Consider the following 21062-nt stretch of genomic DNA (forward strand, 5'->3'; position numbering starts at 1 on the left):
CTACTGGTCAATATCCAGGTTACCGTTGTTCAACAGGTTATTGAGGATATCGGCTTCAGAGCCCAGTGAGGATAGATCAACCCCGTCCAGCTTGATCGCCTGTACGGTCTGCCCATTGGCGCTGTCTTTGACCAGAATCTGCGTACTGGTCACACCATTGTCCACGACAGTATCCAAATCCAGGAAGGCATCAATCGTTGCAGCCGATTCGCCCACCAGCATATCGCTCAGATCCAGTACGTCACCTTCTGCGGTATTGAAGTCTTTAATAACATCGAAGGCTGGCGTGCCAACAACACCTTCGTCACCACTGTTGAAACGGAAAACATCAGCGCCTGCACCACCGGTCAGCAGATCGTCGCCATCGCCACCGATCAGGACATCATTACCCCCCATACCACTGAGATGGTCAGCCTGGGCGGAGCCGTTGAGAATCTCTCCATCACTGGAACCATAAACCGCAACGCGCTGGTCTCCAATACGGACAGATGTATCATCTATATAGGTACCATACTGCCCAGCCCAGCTTTCGCCATCATCACCGCCATGCTCAATATAGATCGACCTCACACCGCTGCCATAATCACTGAAGGTTGCCCCGGCCTCCAGCCAGTCTGTGGTTGCCGTTAGCACACCTGAGTCAAAGGAGTCGATCACACTGCCATCCGCAGCTCTTAATTCAACCTTCAGGTAATAGGTATCATCATTGCCGTAATCGAGTACCATCTTGTACCAATCACTAACATCAATGTCTGGCGCTGTATCGAGGTAATCAGCAGTAAACCCGTTCGACAGCAAGTCAATAGTCTGATGTTTAACCGACATTGCGTGAGATGTAGTCCAGGAACTACCATCCCCATCATGACTCTCTGTATTTGACACACCCCAGTCTTTCCCGGCACCCGATATTACCGTCCAACCATTGGTACTATCCGTTGCGCCAGCATTGGTCACCAGGTTACCAGACTGCGAAACGGCATCCTGTACGGTTACATCGAAGGTTTGCTGGGTACTTGAGGTTGTACCATCACTGACCGTAAAGCCAAAGCTGGTACTGGTATTTGCAGTTACAGATGGTCCGGTATATTGCAGCTTGGACAAATCAGCGACAGCAATTGTCTGATTCACAAAAACGGCTGTACCGTCATAGGTAAGGGAACCACTTGCCGGCAAGGACTTAATGGTCACTGAGTGCAGGCTATCCCCATCAGCATCACTGAAGCCAAAATCATCCGCAGTAAACGCATAGGTTTCTGATTCAGCTGTAACCAGTGATACATCGGTTGCTGTCGGCGCTGCATTCACATCATTGACGTTAAAGGCCATGGTCGTTTCAGCGCTGCTGAGCGTACCGTCACTCACGGTATACGACAGACTCGCATAGTTGACGCCGGTCGCACCGGCTACCGGCGTAAAGACCAGGTTCGGAATATCGGCCGCATTGATGACCTGATTGGCTGCCACGGCCGTACCATTGAGAGTCAGGCTGCCCGCGGCAGGAATCTGAGTGATGGTCACAGATGCCAGACTGTCACCATCAGCATCGGTAAAACCGAAATCCGAAACTGAGAAGGTATGACTGCTGCTCTCATCGATGGCGAAACCAAAACCCTCGGTATACGTGACAACGTTATCAATACTGGGCCACATGGATATACCCGGGGCTTCCAGACGAAGCTCTGTCACATTGGCATCGACAGAGACTGTCAGCCAATCGTTGTAGGTAGTATGGTTAGACAAATCAACCGTCTGACTCCAAACCTCAGTGCTGCCATTAAAGGCCTTCAAGGTAATCGAACCAAAGGTTGTAGTACTGTACGTTTCCCAAGGTAATCCATTGATATCAAAGCTTTTCAGATATCTTGGGGTATCAAAATTAAGAGATGAATCTGCACTGCTTGATTGCATATGCAATGTCGTTGAAGCAAGACTGCTGAAGCCGTAATTGAAGCTGCTGATTGATACGCCGTCTCCGACCAAACCATCAAACGTCAATGTATCTTCAGTCACCGGTATCTGTGAGCCCGGCGTTACAGTCGGTGCATCATCAATCGCAGTCACATTGAAATTGAGTGTTTCAGCAGCACTCTCCGCTGTACCGTCACTGACCTTGAACTGGATATTGGCATAACCACTACCATTGGCATCTGCCGCAGGAGTAAACACGAGATTCGGAATATCTGCCGCTGAAACTTCCTGGTCAGCGATAATGGCTGTGCCATTGAGTGTCAGGCTGCCTGCTGTCGGGAGCTGGGTAATTTTGACATACGTGAGAGAGTCACCATCAATATCATTAAACCCAAAGTCTGAGACGGCAAAAGTATGGCTGCTGTCTTCATCAATGGTGATGCCCTCATTATTCGGCTCTCCCCCTATGATGAGATTATCGATACTGGGGCGCAGATTGGATGGCCCACCGGTGTTGGCAATGACTTTCAATTCGGTAATATTGCCTACGCCCACGGAAACGGTGGCCCAATTGCTCCAGTCAAAGTTGTTGCTTAAATCGACCGTACTACTCCAAACCTCTGTGCTGCCATTATAAGCCTTTAATGTGAGGGACTGGTTCGAAGGCATTGTTCCGTAAACAAAGCCTTGCCACGGCAATGGGTTGACATCGAAACTTTGTATATAGGTCGGTGTAGAGAAGGTCAGAGAGCTGTCATTATCCCAGTTGTTCGCATAAATGTGCCCACCACCGGTCGAGTTGTGATAGAAGTTCGACTGTGTCAACCCGTAATTGGAACTATCAAAAGAATATGTTGTTTCCGATGACGATGAGGCGCTATAGGCTCCAAAACTGTCCCCTTCTACCGTAGGCGCATCATTCACAGCATCAACATTAAGCGTCATGGTTTCTGCAGCACTCTCCACCGTGCCATCACTGACGGTGAAATCAAAACTGGCGTAACCTGCGCCATTAGCATTCGCTGCAGGCGTGAAGACCAGGTTAGGGATTTCGGCTGCGGTTATCACCTGGTTGGCAGTTACAGCTGTTCCGCTAAGCGTCAGGCTTCCGGCCGCTGGCAGCTGGGTGACTTTGATGGAATGTAGTGAATCACCATCACTGTCAGTGAAACCAAATTCGCTGGCAGCGAACGTATGACTGCCATCTTCATCCAGTGTCACCGAACTGTCTGCTGCGGTCGGGGCACTGTTGGTATTATTCACATTGAATGTCAAAGTTGCTGGCGCACTTTCAAGATTGCCATCACTGACGGTAAACGTCATATTCGCGTAATCGGTACCGTCTGTATTCGCGTCTGGTGTAAACACCAGATTTGGAATCTCAGCAGCCGTAATCGCCTGATTCGCGGAAACAGCAACCCCGCTCAGTGTCAGGCTTCCCGCTGCTGGCAATTGGGTGATTTTGACAGAAGACAAAGAGTCGCCATCCGCATCCGTAAAACCAAAATCTGAGACCGAGAACGTGTGGCTGCTGTTTTCATCAATGGTAAGACCAGCGGGCTCTCCACCGGTAACAAGGTTGTCAATACTGGGATAAAAGTTGCCACTCAAGTCACTGAATCTCAACTCTGTGACGTTGCCAATATCGAGGGAGATGGTTTGCCAGTTACTCCAGTCCGTATGACTGCTTAAATCAAGCGTCGTACTCCAGAGTTCTGTGGTGCCGTTAAACGCTTTCACCGTAACCGATGCATCTGCCGGTGCGGAGAATCCTTCATACGGCAGTGCATTCATATCAAAACTTTTCACATAGGTTGGAGTGTCAAAAGTCAGCGACCGATCATCGGTGTAAGTCGAAGCGTACGTATAAAGATGCCCTCCACCTGTTGTGTTATGAGAGAAATTTGTCTGTGTCAGTCCAGCAGTGGTGCTGGTGTCAAAGGTGTACGTGGTTTCTGCTGAGGCAGAATAAAGATCTCCCTCAACCGTCGGTGCCGTGTTAACGTTATTGACATTGAACGTCATGGTTGCCGACGCACTTTCCAGGCTGCCGTCACTGACAGTGAAGGTAAAGTTCGCGTAATTCGCCCCATCGGTGTTGGCATCCGGTGTGAAGACCAGGTTTGGAATTTCAGCCGCTGTGATTACCTGATTGGCAGTTACCGCCGAACCATTCAGTGTGAGACTGCCAGCTGCTGGCAATTGGGTAATCTTGATGGATGAAAGGCTGTCACCATCCCCGTCTGAGAATGTAAAGTCACTCAGGCTGAAGGTATGGCTGTCATTTTCATCCAGTGTCACGGTATCCGCCGCTGTTGTTGGCGCATCGTCCACCGATGTCACATTGAAGCTCAGGGTTTCTGCCGCACTCTCCGCCGTACCATCACTGACCTTGAACTGTATGTTGGCATAGCCGTCACCATTGGCGTTGGCCGCCGGTGTAAAGACCAGGTTCGGGATATCTGCTGCTGCAATCTCCTGATCAGCCACGACGGCTGTACCATTCAATGTCAGACTGCCTGCTGCCGGCAGCTGGGTAATCTTGACGTAATCCAGTGAATCACCATCAGCATCATTAAACCCAAAATCAGACGCCGTAAAGGTGTGACTATTATCTTCCTCTATTGTCAGTCCAGTCGGAGGTTCTCCACCGATGATGAGATTATCAATACTGGGACGCAGGTTTGATGGTCCTCCCGTGTTGGCAATAACTTTCAATTCAGTGATATTGCCTACGCCCACGGAAACCGTGGCCCAGTTGCTCCAGTCAAAATTGCTGCTTAAATCAACCGTATTACTCCAAACCTCTGTGTCACCATCGTAAGCCTTGAGCGTGATGGACTGGTTAGAAGGCATGGTTCCGTAAACAAAACCTTGCCATGGCAATGGATTGATTTCGAAACTTTGTATGTAGGTCGGCGTAGAGAATGTCAGAGAGCTGTCATTATCGAAGTTGTTCGCATAAATATGCCCACCACCGGTTGTGTTGTGATAAAAGTTATCCTGTGAAAGCCCGTAGTTTGAGCTGCCAAATGTGTATGTTGTTTCCGGTGATGAATCAGAGGATGAACCGTAAATATCGCCTTCTATTGTTGGTGCGTCATTGACATTGGTAACGGTGATGGAGGCTGTGGCAGATTCCGAACTGAATGCCGATGAGCCGCCCGTCGTAGAAGCATCCGCATAACTACCGACACTGCCAGCACTTTGATCCCAGGCACGGAAGCTGAACGTGCCACTGCCATGGTAATCAGCATCAGGCTCAAACCGGATCTGGCTGGTACTTCCGAGCAATAGGGCATGGTTTTCACCCAAGCTACCGTCATCAATATTTTGCCAGGTCGTATCACCATCAACGGAATACGTCCAGGTACCATTGCTGTTATCGACACTGGTAATCGCCATCGCCTGTGCCGCCGAACCATCAATATCCTCCAGTTGATTGGCATCCTGAAGGATCTCCGCAACCGTATTTCCATTACCTGGTGTGCTGTCTTCAGCAATACTGGTCAGCTCATGGGTGAACAGGTGGTCAATATGCACATTGTCGATGACATGTTCTGCAGTCTCTCCACCGGTTGCGCCGGTAAAGCCAAGCTTGAGGTTGGTTGGCAGAGTAAAGCCTTGGGCACCAAGGTCATAGTTATCAATGACTGTCTGCCAGGTTGCACCATTATCCCAGCTCATTTTAACGGTCAGATGTTGATCAGACGTGAGTTCAACATCCACCTTCCTGAACGCTGTCCCGTTGATGCCACCGTGACTCGCTACGCTGACACTATGGAATTCCGTACTGCTACTGTTGATAAGGTGAACCTGATCACCACCGTACTCATCAAAACCAATCGCCAGGTACTCATTCTCCATGCCGTTGACGCCAAGGCCTCCACCATGACCACCAACCTCAAAGTTGCTGCTGTCGACCTGATCTCCGTCCACAAGCACCAGCGCAAGCCCGTCAGCAGTACCGTTGACCCTGAAGTCAAACGTGGTGTGCAATCCTTCGGAACTGGCAATGGACGTATCCCAGAGCACTGCACCCGCCTGGCTCATGGCATTGGTAGTCAGTACGGCCTGTCCCCCCGTAATTGAGGCGGTGCCATCCACTGCCCAGCCATCACTGCTGTCGAAGGATTCCGTAATGCCTGAAAGCGTTGGCGCATCATTCACCGCCGTCACATCCAGCGTCATGGTCTGAACCGCGCTTTGCAGCCCACCGCTGTCAGTCACCCTGAATTGCAGGCTAGCGTAGTTGCTGCCATTGGCATTCGCTTCCGGTGTAAATACCAGGTTGGAGATATCTGCTGCGGAAATAACCTGATTCGCCGTCACTGCGGATCCATTCAATGTCAGCTCCCCTGCGGCTGGCAACTGAGTGATCCTGACAGAAGACAGGCTGCTATCTTCCGCATCGCTGAAACCGAACTCACTGGCAGCAAAGGTATGGCTGCCATCTTCATTTAACGTAACCGTATTATCAGCAGCCGTTGGTGCATCGTTAACCGCTGTGACATTGAAGGTAATCGTCTCTACAGCACTATCCAACTCGCCATCATTAACGGTGTATTGAATATTGGCGTACCCGGTACCATGTCCATCGGCAGCAGGCGTGAAGACCAGATTTGGAATATCCGCCGTATCAATCACCTGATCCGCCACCACGGCCACGCCATTGAGCAACAGCGTTCCGGCAGCAGGCAGCTGGGTGATTTTTATTGATGCCATGGAGTCGCCATCAATATCAGTGAATCCGAACTCAGCTTCACTGAAGGTATGGCTGGCATCCTCATCGATCGTGAAGATATCCTTCTGCGTGGTTTGAACGGTCAGATTGTTAAGGGCCCACTGGTCATCCGTCACCCAGCCCGCATGGTAGGGCTGGGCAATACGGAACTGGATATCCGGCGCCTGCAGATTACCCGTTAATTCCTGGGTTACCGTCGTCCAGCTCTGGAACTGGTTAATGGAATAGCTCGTGTGTGTTGTCCACGTGGCGCCATTGTCTGTCGAATATTGAAGCTCAACCTGTTCGTTGGATCGGGCCTCATCATCACTGTTCGAGTACTGCCGGTACATCAGATCAAACGACAGAGTACCCCCAAAGCTGGCATCGAAACTCTCGGTGGTCACCGCACGTGTGTTGTGATTACTGAACAACAGGAAGTTACCATCAGCCCCGGGGAAATTACCGCTAGTGCTGATGCTGCCGTTCTCAACGGTCAAATTAGCCGTACTGCTGTCATTGAAGTCCCAGCTTGTCGTCTTGGCGACAAGATCTGTTTCCGGCGCATCATTCACTGCATCGACATTGAATGTGATGCTGTGTTCCACACTGCTCAAGGATCCGTCGCTGACCGTGAAGCGAAGGTCTGCATACCCGGCACCATTCGCATCCGCCGCCGGTGTAAACACCAGGTTTGGAATATCGGCCGCGGTAATATCCTGATTGGCCGTTACGTCAGTGCCGTTGAGAGTCAAGCTACCGGCTGAAGGTAGCTGGGTGATCCGCACAGAGACTGGATTATTCCCCGCTTCCACATCACTGAATCCGAATTCACTGACGGCAAAGGTATGACTGCCGTCTTCATCCAGTGAAACGGTGTTATCTGCCGCCGTTGGCCGGTCATTCACGGCATTAACATTGAGAGTAATGGAATGTGCCGCACTCTCCAGCCCGTCACCATCCGTAACGGTGAACTTCAGATTGGCATAACCACTGCCATTGGCATTGGCCACCGGTGTGAAGACCAGGTTTGAAATATCCGCTGCGGCAATCACCTGATCGGCAGTCACCGCCGTGCCATTCAGGGTCAGGCTGCCCGCCGTTGGCAATTCGGTAATCTTGACTGAGGCCAGCGTATCCCCGGCATCCACATCCGTGAAACCAAACTCACTGGCAGCAAAGGTGTGACTGTTGTCTTCATTCATCGACACCGTGTTATCCGACGCTGTCGGCGCATGATTCACATGGGTGACATTAAAGGCGATGGACTGCGGAGCACTCTCCGCTTCACCATCACTGACGGTATATTGCAGGCTGGCGTAGGCCCGCCCGAATTCACCGGTATCCGGAGTGAAAATCAGGTTGGGGATATCATCGACATCAATCACCTGATTCGCCGTCACCGCTGTCCCGTTCAGGGTCAGACTTCCATCACCCGGTAGCTGGGTAATCTTTATCGATTCAAGGGCATCACCGGCATCCACATCCGTGAATCCGAAATCTGATGCGGAGAACGTATGGTTACCATCCTCGTTGATGGTGAAACCGAAAACATCTTCATAAATCGTCACATTATCGATACTGGGAACCATGTAAGCACTACCAGCATCCGGATTCTGGATCCGTATCTCAGTGACATCATCCGCTTCGACAGAGATATGTAGCCACTCATTCCAGTCATCATAATTGCTCAGATCAATGACACTGCTCCAAACTTCGGTACTGCCACTCATGATCTGCACAGTCACGCTGGATGGGTCACCGGAACCCGTGTAGTCAGACCAGGGATCACCATTCAATTCAAACCCTTTCAGGTGGGTGGGTGAATCGAATGTCATGGAGCCGTAAGTACTGAAGTTATTGTTGTAATAATGACCGCCGCCACGAGAGCTCCAGCTGAGATTACTGGTTGAAACGCCGGTGTTTCCGGAATCATTGAAATCCAGTACTTTTTCCTGGGAAGCATTCAAGGCACCGGCCGTAATGGTCGGCGCATCATTCACTGCCGTGACATCCAGCGTCATGGTCTGGGCCGCACTGGCTAACCCACCACTGTCGATAACAGAGAACTGGAAGCTGCTGTAGTCATCACCATTCGCATCAGCAGCAGGCGTAAAGACCAGGTTTGAGATGTTGGCGGCGGAGATCGCCTGATTGGCGGTGACCGCACTGCCATTCAACGTCAGGGTGCCGTTCGCCGGTAGCTGTGTGATCCTGATGGAAGCCAGCGCATCACCGGCATCAATATCCGTGAATCCAAATTCACTGGCTGCGAACGTATGGCTGTCATCCTCATCCATCGACACACTATTGTCAGATGAAGTCGGTGCATCATTGACTGCGGTGACATTGAATGTCAGTGTCCCCGGTGCACTCTCGTCATCACCATCACTGACCGTATATTGCAGGGTAGCGTAACCCGTACCATTTTCATCAGCCGTTGGTGTAAAGACCAGGTTCGGGATATCGGCAGCGGCAATCACCTGGTTGGCAGTGACGGCAGCACCATCCAACGTGAGTGTACCTGCGGAAGGTAACTGGGTAATTTTGACCGAATGCAGGCTATCACCAACATCGGTATCGCTAAAGCTAAAGTCCGATTCACTAAAGGTATGGCTGCCATCTTCAACGATGGTGAATGTATCCTCTGGCACGATTGAGATCGACAGATCGTCAATCGCCCAGTTGTCATAGCTGTTGCCAGCATGAACTGACTGGATGATTCGGAACTGAATACTTGAAGCCTGCAAATTGCCAGACAGTGATTCATTAACGGTATTCCAGTTCTGATGCTGGTTGAGAGCATACGTTGCATGCGTCGACCAGTTTGCCCCACCATCTGTCGTGTACTGCAGGGAAACCTCATCACCCGCATCCAGTGTTTCGCCTACTCCATTCGTACTGCTTGCATATATGAGATCAAACGACAAGGAGCCACCGGAACTGGTATCCATAACCTCCATGGTCACTGAGCGTGTTCCTGCCCCGTTGAAGCTCAGAACGTTTCCATCAGAACCTGCAACCTGACTGCTTATTGCACCATTTGCCAGTGTTAAGTTATCGGTTGAATTATCATTAAAATTCCACGCGTGTTCTTCGGACAATTGGGTTTCCGGTGCATCATTGACCGAGTCCACGTTCAGTGTGATCGTCTGTACACCACTTTCCTCGCTGCCATCACTGACCGTGAATTTGAAGTCGGCATAATTACTGCCATTGGCATTCGCTTCCGGCGTGAAGATCAGATTGGGAATATCGGCTGCATCAATCACCTGATTGGCCGTAACAGCTGTGCCACTCAAGGTCAGGCTACCGGCCCCCGGTAACTGGGTAATCTTGATGGAGGAGAGGCTGTCACCGGCATCCACATCACTGAATCCGAATTCATTGGCCGTAAAGGTGTGGCTGCCATCCTCATCCAGTGAAACCGTATTATCGGATGCCGTTGGCGCTTCATTGGCATTCGCCACGGTAATGGCAATATCCTGCTCTGAACTCAAGCCGCCGGCATCCACAACACGTACCCGCACGGTATGGGACGTTGCGGTTTCAAAGTCCAGCAGAGAACTGTTTGCCACCGTGATAGTTCCGGTATTGCTGTCGATAGCAAACCGGCCGCCAGCATCATTCACCAGTGAATAAGTTAAGGTGTCACTGGTATCCACTTCTGTGGCGACCGCTTTGCCGACTACCGTTCCATTCGCCGCACTTTCACTGACTCTGTTACCACTGAGATCCAACGTGGTGCTGTAAACATCGCTGTCTGTACCATGATCCGATGTCCAGGTAATCAGCAGTTCGCCACTGGCCAGCTGAGTGACCTCTGGGTCAGTTTGATTGCCCGTAGTTGTGGTATTGATCAGGATTTCATCGGTGAGGGCATTTCCTGTTGCATCGAAGTGGCGGCCATAAATTCCCTGTCCGTCGCCATCCTGACCACCAGATCGCCAGATCACAAAGAAGCTACCATCTGCCAGTGACTCTATGGTGACATCTGCCTGGGTATCGCCAGTGGTTGTATTGATCCTGATCGGGCTACCACTGGCGGTGCCAGTGCTGGTCCAGCGCTGGAAGTACAGGTCGTCACCGCTTTGGTAGGCAGTCACCAGCTCACCACTACCGAGAATTTCAATATCTACATTTTTGTCATTAGTAGCAGCTGCATCTCCATAACTGATAGGGCCTGCAACGCTGTTACCACTGGCGTCATAGATTCTGAATGAAGCCGTGTCGCTGCCAGTCCCATCCCCCCGCCAGGTGACCGCAAACCCACCATTATCGAGGGCAACGATATCCTGACTGCCATTGCCCCAACCACCGACACTGCCAACAACAATATCGTTTGTCTCAGTGCCGTTAGCATCAAATAAACGGACATGTACGTTGAAATTATCGCCGGTATCATACGAAGCAACAGCAAACTGGTTATTACTCAGCGCGACCAGCTTTTCATTGTAATTGTTAGTACCAAAGTTGAACTCGCTCTTGATTTCAGTCCCATCAGCGTCAAATACCCGCATACGAGACTGGACCTGCACACCTGGCGAAAATAACTCCCAGGTAACCGCGAAATTACCATTATCCAAAACGGCTACTTCCGGCAGACGAACATCCTGGCTACCGGAAGGTGCCGTTTCGTTGACCTGAATTTCAGAGCCATCAGGCAATCTGGCACGAATCACATGACTGCCACCTTCCTCAGAATGCCAAACGGTGATAGAGCCATCTGACGTGCTGTCAGAATGTGCCTGATACTGATCGCCTGTCGTAACCGTACTATTGACTCTGGTTTCACCATTCACGGCGGGATCAAGAACAGTATCAAGCACTGGGGCATCATTCACGGCATCCACATTTAACGTAATGGTCTGGGCAGCACTCTCCATACCACCACTGTCGATCACCGAGAACTGGAAGCTGGCATAACCGGCACCATTAGCATTGGCTGCCGGTGTGAAAACAAGATTCGGGATATCCGCAGCCGCAATCACCTGGTTAGCCGTGACAGTTGTACCGTTCAGAGTCAGACTTCCTGCACCGGGCAACTGGGTCACTTTGACGGACGCCATCGTATCGCCGGCATCACTGTCGGTGAAACCAAACTCACTGACCGTAAAGGTATGGGTATCGTCCTCATCCAGTGTCAATGTGTTATCAGATGCCGTCGGTGCCGTATTAGCGGCTATATTGACATTCAACGTCGCGGTACTGGTATCTGTGCCATCGGATACTTCATACGTGAACGCGTCTGCGCCCAGCAACTTGACTTCCGTATCCGATAGCGCACGGTTGTAGATCCGCGCTTCATCAATCTGCCCGTGAAAATTGTGCGTTCCGGTCGTCAGGTCCCCCGTGTGGATCTGGGTCGTTTCATTCATACCACCAAACGCTGCATCATCACCGTGGGCAGCCACCGCCTCTCCCGAGCCACTGGCAAACTCTGTACCATCCAGATAGCCTTTCAACGATCCGGCATCGCCATCCAACACCAGGGAGACGTGATGCCAGTCATTGTCACTGGCATCCAGCGAGGTATTCAGGAATGTACCACTCCAGCTGGTGCTCTCGCTCCATGCGCCTACATACAGTTGCCCTTCATGGATATACACCGAGAAACCATTCGACGTTCCCCCTTCCTCATAGAGAATCTGGGTACCACTTAAATCGTTGTCAGGATCAACCTTGAAGGAAAAACTGATGGTACGTTCATCGATGCTGCCGCTGTAAGTGTTAATCTCGGTGGAATCTGCCACCGTTACCATGTCACCATCGCCATCCAGTCTGACCGCATTACCTTTCACGCCCCCGCCGGCAAAAGCGGCATCCCCCGTTAATACGCCATTGGTTGCTTCTGCATCATCTGGCGCCGAGTCCTCAGCGGACGTACCACTGCTTTCATCAAAATTCCATTCTGCAACAAGGCCAGTGTGCAGGTCTGCAGAGGCATAGGTCGAATCCAGTGTGTAGGACCAGGTGCCGTCTGCGGCAATGCTCAAGGTACCGAATTCGCCTGTAATATCCGTACTGCCAGAAGCGGCGATGGTTTGTCCGTTGATGGATGTGACTGTCAGAGTATCGTTTTCAATATCGCTGTCATTGGCAAGTACATTGCCGGTCGCCGTAGACAGATGGTTCGCCGTTGCTGACTCATCCTGTAGGTCCGGCGCATCATTGACCGCCGTGACATTGAACGTTAGCGTTTGTTCGGCACTTTCCAGTGAATCGTCGCTAACCGTAAACTTGAAATCTGCATACCCGGTACCATTGGCATTGTCTGCCGGTGTGAAGACCAGGTTTGGAATGTCGGCAGCCGCAATCACCTGGTTGGCGGTCACCGTGACACCATTGAGCATCAGACTGCCTGCAGCTGGCAGTTGAGTAATTTTGACAGACTGGAGGCTATCACTGGTGTCAACATCACTGAAACCAAAGTCATCGGCCGTGAAGGTATGACTGTTGTCTTCATCAATCGTCAGCGTATTATCTGATGCTGTCGGCCCGTCATTTACACCGTTGACCGTGATTGTTGCCGTAGTCGTTGACTCAAGCCCCTCATCATCACTCATGGTGTAAGAGACAGTAACGGTGGCACTTTCACCGGCGGCCAGGTAAGTGAAATCAGAGCCTGGGTTAAACTGCAACTGATTCCCTACAATACTGACCGTACCACCAGCCGTTGTACGGGTTCCGGCACTGTCGGTAATACCGGTAATATTGACATTGTCCAGGCTGAAATTGGTGGAACTGTCGCTACTATCAACATCCGTGTCATTAGCCAATACATCAACCGTCAATGTTGCATTGGCCGCAGTGCTCTGGGTATCAACAACCGCAACCGGTGCATCATTGGTACCTGTAACAGTAATCGTGACGGTTGCTGGCTCACTGGTCGCATTACCTTCACCGGAGTCATCTACCGCTTCATAGGTAAACGTGACCTGACGGGTTTCTCCGGCCGCGAGGTTCTGGAAGTCACTGCCCGGATTGAAGCTGAAGGTCCCGTCATCGTTATTCGTGACAGACCCTTCACTGGGTTGAGTCAGAATATTGAAGGTGTGGGTGTCAGTGGTATCCGCATCCGTGGCACCGAAGTTGCCCGTTACTGCTGCGCCATCTTCCGTGGCACTGACACTCTCAACCTCTGCTGTCGGCTTGTCATTAGTGCCCGTGATCGTGATTGTGACAGTTGCTGCCTCACTGGTTGCGTTTGCAGCGCCGGAGTCATCTACCGCCTGATAGGTAAACGTAACCTGTCGAGTTTCTCCCGCGGCCAGATCCTGGAAGTCACTGCCCGGGTTGAAGCTGAAGCTTCCATCATTATTGTTGGTAACCGCCCCTTCATCCGGCTGGGTCAGAATGGTGAATGTGTGCGTGTCAGTCGTATTGTCATCAGTGACGGCAAAATTACCACTGACCGCTGCCCCATCTTCAGTAGCGCCCACACTCACAGCCTGTGCCACCGGCGTGCTGTTCGTACCACTCACCGTGATCGTAGCGGTTGCCGTTGATGTCTCTCCTGAGTCATCACTCATGGTGTAACTGACGGTGACCGTCGCACTTTCTCCAATAGCCAGATAATCGAAATCACTCCCTGGCACAAACTTCAGTTGGTTATTTTCGACTGTGGCCGTGCCGCCATTGATGGTTCGGGAACCATCAGCATCCGAGATACCGGTGATGTTAACGGTGTCGAGAGAGAAATTTGACGCGTTATCGTCACTATCGATATCCGTATCATTGGCCAGAACATCCATTAACAGTGTTGATCCCACTGATGTGGTATCACTGTCAACAACAGCGACCGGAGCATCATTTGTCCCGGTTATCGTAATCGTGACGGTAGCCGGCTCACTGGTGTCGTTTGCCGTACCGGAATCATCCACCGCTTCATAGGTAAACGTAACCTGACGGGTTTCACCCGCGGCCAGATCCTGAAAGTCACTGTTCGGGTTAAAGCTGAAGGTGCCGTCACCGTTATTAGTGACTGAGCCTTCATCGGGCTGGGTCAGAATATTAAACGTGTGGGTATCGGTGGTATCGACGTCTGTGGCACCAAAGCTGCCGGTTACCGCTGAGCCATCTTCGGTTGCACTGACACTCGCAACTTCGGCGGTTGGCTTGTCGTTGGTGCCCGTGATCGTAATCGTGACCGTAGCCGGTTCGCTGGTGTCATTTGCGGTACCGGAATCATCCACCGCTTCATAGGTAAACGTGACCTGACGAGTTTCACCCGCCGCCAGATCCTGGAAGTCACTGCTCGGGTTAAAGCTGAAGGTGCCATCACCGTTATTAGTGACTGAGCCTTCATCGGGTTGGGTCAGAATATTGAAGCTATGGGTATCGGTCGTATCGGCATCCGTGGCACTGAAGCTACCCGTTACCGCTGCACCATCTTCCGTAGCACTGACGCTTGCCACTTCGGCTGTCGGTTTGTCATTGGTGCCCGTGATCGTAATCGTGACGGTAGCCGGATCGCTGGTGTCGTTTGCCGTACCGGAATCATCCACCGCTTCATAGGTAAACGTAACCTGACGGGTTTCTCCGGCTGCCAGATCCTGAAAATCACTGTTCGGGTTAAAGCTGAAGGTGCCATCACCGTTATTAGTGACTGAGCCTTCATCAGGCTGGGTCAGGATGTTGAAGGTATGGGTATCAGTGGTATCGGCGTCCGTGGCACTGAAGCTGCCCGTGACCGCTGCACCATCCTCCGTGGCGCTGACGCTCGCCACTTCCGCTGTCGGTTTGTCGTTGGTGCCCGTGATCGTAATCGTGACCGTGGCCGGTTCGCTGGTGTCGTTTGCTGTACCGGAATCATCTACCGCTTCATAGGTAAACGTGACCTGACGGGTTTCTCCGGCAGCCAAATCCTGGAAGTCACTGTTCGGGTTAAAACTGAAGGTGCCGTCACCGTTATTGGTGACCGTGCCTTCATCCGGCTGGGTCAGAATAGTGAATGTGTGCGTGTCAGTCGTATTGTCATCAGTGACGGCAAAATTACCACTGACCGCTGCCCCATCTTCAGTAGCGCCCACACTCACAGCCTGTGCCACCGGCGTGCTGTTCGTACCACTCACGGTGATCGTAGCGGTTGCCGTTGACGTCTCTCCTGAGTCATCACTCATGGTATAACTGACGGTGACCGTCGCACTTTCTCCAATAGCCAGATAATCGAAATCACTCCCTGGCACAAACTTCAGTTGGTTATTTTCGACTGTGGCCGTGCCGCCATTGATGGTTCGGGAACCATCAGCATCCGAGATACCGGTGATGTTAACGGTGTCGAGAGAGAAATTTGACGCGTTATCGTCACTATCGATATCCGTATCATTGGCCAGAACATCCATTAACAGTGTTGATCCCACTGATGTGGTATCACTGTCAACAACAGCGACCGGAGCATCATTTGTCCCGGTTATCGTAATCGTGACGGTAGCCGGCTCACTGGTGTCGTTTGCCGTACCGGAATCATCCACCGCTTCATAGGTAAACGTAACCTGACGGGTTTCTCCGGCCGCCAGATCCTGGAAGTCACTGTTCGGGTTAAAGCTGAAGGTGCCGTCACCGTTATTAGTGACTGAGCCTTCATCGGGCTGGGTCAGAATATTAAACGTGTGGGTATCGGTGGTATCGACGTCTGTGGCACCAAAGCTGCCGGTTACCGCTGAGCCATCTTCGGTTGCACTGACACTCGCAACTTCGGCGGTTGGCTTGTCGTTGGTGCCCGTGATCGTAATCGTGACCGTAGCCGGTTCGCTGGTGTCATTTGCGGTACCGGAATCATCCACCGCTTCATAGGTAAACGTGACCTGACGGGTTTCACCCGCCGCCAGATCCTGGAAGTCACTGCTCGGGTTAAAGCTGAAGGTGCCATCACCGTTATTAGTGACTGAGCCTTCATCGGGCTGGGTCAGAATGTTGAAGGTATGGGTATCGGTCGTATCGGCGTCCGTTGCACCGAAGTTGCCCGTGACCGCTGCACCATCTTCGGTGGCACTGACGCTCGCGACTTCGGCTGTCGGTTTGTCGTTGGTGCCCGTGATCGTAATCGTGACCGTAGCCGGTTCGCTGGTGTCATTTGCGGTACCGGAATCATCCACCGCTTCATAGGTAAATGTAACCTGACGGGTTTCACCCGCAGCCAAATCCTGAAAGTCACTGTTCGGATTGAAGCTGAAGGTGCCATCACCGTTATTAGTGACTGAGCCTTCATCGGGTTGGGTCAGAATATTAAACGTGTAGGTATCGGTGGTATCAGCGTCCGTGGCACTGAAGCTGCCCGTGACCGCTGCACCATCTTCGATCGCACTGGCGCTCGCCACTTCGGCTGTCGGTTTGTCGTTGGTGCCCGTGATCGTAATCGTGACCGTGGCCGGTTCGCTGGTGTCGTTTGCTGTACCAGAATCATCCACCGCTTCATAAGTAAACGTGACCTGACGGGTTTCACCCGCCGCCAGATCCTGGAAGTCACTGTTCGGGTTAAAGCTGAAGGTGCCGTCACCGTTATTAGTGACTGAGCCTTCATCGGGCTGGGTCAGAATATTGAAGCTATGGGTGTCGGTCGTATCGGCATCCGTCGCACTGAAGCTACCCGTTACCGCTGCACCATCTTCGGTCGCACTGATACTTGCGACTTCAGCCGTTGGCTTGTCATTGGTACCGTTGATAACCAGTGTTACGGTTGATGTTGATGAGGCATCTTCATCATCAGACATCGTATAACGCACAGTGACACTTGTTGATTCCCCCGCAGCAAGGCTGTCAAAATCACTGCCTGGATCAAAGCGAAGTTGATTACCCTCCACCGTGACCGTTCCCAGCCCTGAAACAGGTTGATCATTCTCATCAACGATCTGAACGGTATCCAACGTGAAGTTCGCTGGCGAGTCGTTATGATCAGCATCAATGTCATTGGCCAGTACATCGACCGTCAGGACTTCATTTTCATCACCGACCACCGAATGGGTCGTGCCTTCAAAGAGCTGGAATCCATCCAGCCCCGTGTAGGTGTCGCCATTATTGTCCGTGATATCCAGCTTGAAGAAACGGTATTCTGCCGCGGATGACAGGCTATATGTCTTGGTTTCCCGAGATGTCCAGTCAGTGACAGAAGACTGGGTATCTATGACCTCAAAATTTACACCATCATTGCTCCCAAGGAGTTGCCATTCTGACGGCTCACGCCCAACCGCGTTGGGTATACCCGTCAATGAATATTGCAGGATACTTTTGGCTTCCGGCATTTCGACCTGTAACCAGGCAGAACTTCCCTGCGCCGCCCAGGAGTTGGAATTGCCAGCTGCAGAAGCCGCAACATTGTCAAATACCTTGTAGGCCGCAAATGCCGAACTGGCTTCATGACTGCTGGTTATCTGGAATCCCTGGTCATTATTACTGGTTAATGCAGGTATGAATCCCGTTTCACTGACGGAGAAATCGGCTCGAGCCTCAGGTGTATCGTTGGTACCGGTTATCGTGATAGTAACGGTCGATGAGGCATCTGCACCTTCATCGTCAGACATGCCATAGCGCACAGTAACTGTTGCTGTTTCACCAGTTGCCAGATAATCAAAATCGGTACCCGGATCAAACTGCAACTGATTGCCAACAACGCTCACACTCCCCTGTCCGTTAACAGGATCACCATTGGTATCAACCAGCTGTACGGTATCAAGCGAGAAGTTGGCGGGACTATCATTATGATCAATGTCTGAATCATTACTCAGTACATCAAGCGTCAGAATCTGATTCTCATGACCTTCGCCGGTGTCTTCTGTTGCCACGGGATCATCATTCGTACCTGTCACGGTGATTGTGGCTGTCGACTCAGATGTCTCACCTTCATCATCGGACATGACATAGCGAACAGTAATCGTCTCTGTTTCGCCTGTTGCCAAACTCTCAAAATCACTGCCGGGGTTATAATTGAGTCGGTTATTAACAATGCTGACTGTGCCCTTTCCTGTCAGCGGATCGCCATCACCATTTACAATCTCGACAGTATCAAGACTAAAATTGGTCGATGAATCGTTGTGATCAGCATCAGTATCATTGGCGAGTACATTCAATATTAATTCAGCGTTTTCTGTCGTGCTTCCAGCATCAACTGCCGCTACCGGCCCATCATTGCTGCCAGTAACTGTCACCGTCAACGTACCATCATCCGTTGCACCCGACGGATCTTGAACCTGATACGTAATAGTGACGGTCGCCGTTTCCCCGGTCCCCAGAAAATCGAAATCGGTTCCGGGATTAAATGTCACGTTGTTGCCGCTCTGGGAAACCGTAGCATCTGCCAAAGTAATCGCGTTATTCCCCTGAGACAGAGCAGAGGAAACAGAAACAGAACCCGACTTCAGACTCAGAACATCGCCATTATCGACATCGGTATCATTGGCAACCACATCGACGGTAACCTGAGCGTTTTCATCAATGGACCGCGTATCGAGAACAGCAACGGGGTCGTCATTGGTACCCGTAACGGTAATAGTGACCGTTTGTGCTGTGCTGGTGGCATTATCCGCACCGGATGCGTCCGTTGCGTTATAGGTAAACGTTACCTGACGAGTTTCACCCTGAGCCAGGTCTCGGAAATCCGCTCCCGGGTTGAAGGTGAAGGTGCCGTCGTTGTTGTTAGTGACAGTACCTTCAGGTGGCTGGGTCAAAATTGTAAAGGTATGGGAATCGTTAGTATCAGTATCTGTGACAGTAAACGTACCATTAACGGATGTGCTGTCACCGGCATCGACAGAAACGGGATCAACAACCGGTTGATCATTGGTGCCAATGATTCTCAAGGTCACTGTCGATTCTGATGTTTCCCCTTCATTATCTGACATGGCATATCGGACAGTGACTGTCGTCGACTCACCGGCAGACAGATAATCAAAATTAGAACCTGGTACGAATTGCAACTGGTTGTTTAGTACACTGACCGATCCCTGACCAGTAACCAAATCCCCATTAGTATCAACCAGTTGTACCGTCTGAAGGGTAAAATTGGCGACACTGTCGTTATGATCCGCATCAATATCATTGGCCAGCACATCAATCGTCAGCGTGTCATTCTCTTCACCCGTCGCATTAGCCGAGGAACCTTCATAAAGCTGGAGTTCATCAAAACCGGTGTAAATTTCGCCATTATTATCCGTAATATTAATTTTGAAAAAACGGTAATCAGCGGGTGCATCCAGTGTAAATTTCTTGGTTTCCCTGGAAGACCAGTCATTGATTCCCGTTTGACTGTCGAGAACGACAAAGTTAACGCCATCATTACTTCCAAGGAATTCCCACTCGGATGGTTCACGCCCAAGTGATTGTGCAATAGCCTTGATCGAATACTGGAGAATGCTCTTGGATTCCGGCATCTCCAGCTGCAACCAGCCCGTGCTTCCTGACGTTGCCCAGGCATTAGAGTTATTCGTGGCTGAAGCATCCACATTGTCGAACGCTTTATAGGCGGCAAAGGCATTACTGAGCTGACCGCTGGCGGTCACCGAATAGCCCTGGTCATTGGCGGAACCCAGGGCTGGTAAGAAACCGGAGTCACTGATGGGGAAGTCTGCCTTGGCAACCGGCGCATCATTAGTCCCCGTAATAGTGACCGCTACATCTGCGGTTGATGTTGCACCTTCATTGTCAGACATCACATAACGTAACGTGACGGTTGTGGACTCCCCTGTCGCCAGATAATCAAAGTCTGTCCCTGGGTCAAATCGCAACTCGTTATTAACGACAGACACACTCCCCTGATTACCGATAGGATTCCCATCACTCCCAATAACCTGCACAGTATCCAGTGAGAAATTCGCTGGACCATCGTCGTGATCAACATCTGTGTCATTTGCCAGGACATTAATCATCAGCACTTCATTCTCATGACCCGATGCAATATCTGCAGTGGCTACAGGGTCATCATTTGTCCCTGTGACTGTAATGGTTGCTATTGATGATGACTGCTCATCCGAGCTATCTGACATGGTGTAGCGCACTCTTACCGTCGCCGTTTCACCCGTCGCCAGCGCATCAAAATCATTACCCGGATTAAAAATCAACCGGTTGTTGACGATACTGACACTGCCCTGCCCGGTTACCGGATCACCCTGTTCATCAACAAGTTGGACATTATCCAGTGAGAAGTTTGCTGCGGAATCTCCCTGATCAACATCCATATCATTTGAAAGGACATTCAATGACAGTGTCGCATTTTCAGTCGTTGTACCTATATCCGCTACAGCTTGCGGTCCTTCATTGGTACCCGTTACTGTCACCGTCAGCGTGCCAGGCGACGTAGCGCCCTGAGCATCTTCTACGGTATAGGTGATGGAAACCGTTGCCGTTTCACCCGCATCAAGAAAATCGAAATCGGTTCCCGGATCAAACGCAATACTGTTACCACTCTGCGTCAGCTGGGCATCAATCAAGGTCAGCGCCA

At 51.2% G+C, this 21062-nt stretch carries 1 protein-coding gene (running past one end of the window); it reads right to left on the reverse strand.

Translation table 11 applies throughout. The features are described from left to right. On the reverse strand, positions 1–21062 hold part of the coding region annotated (locus KHS78_RS21120) for an Ig-like domain-containing protein (RefSeq protein WP_211830974.1) (this coding region is incomplete at its 5' end). 6000 nt of the annotated region lie beyond the right edge of the window; 21062 of 27062 annotated nt are visible.

The sequence above is a fragment of the Kistimonas asteriae genome (assembly GCF_018263925.1).
GTDB lineage: Bacteria > Pseudomonadota > Gammaproteobacteria > Pseudomonadales > Endozoicomonadaceae > Kistimonas > Kistimonas asteriae.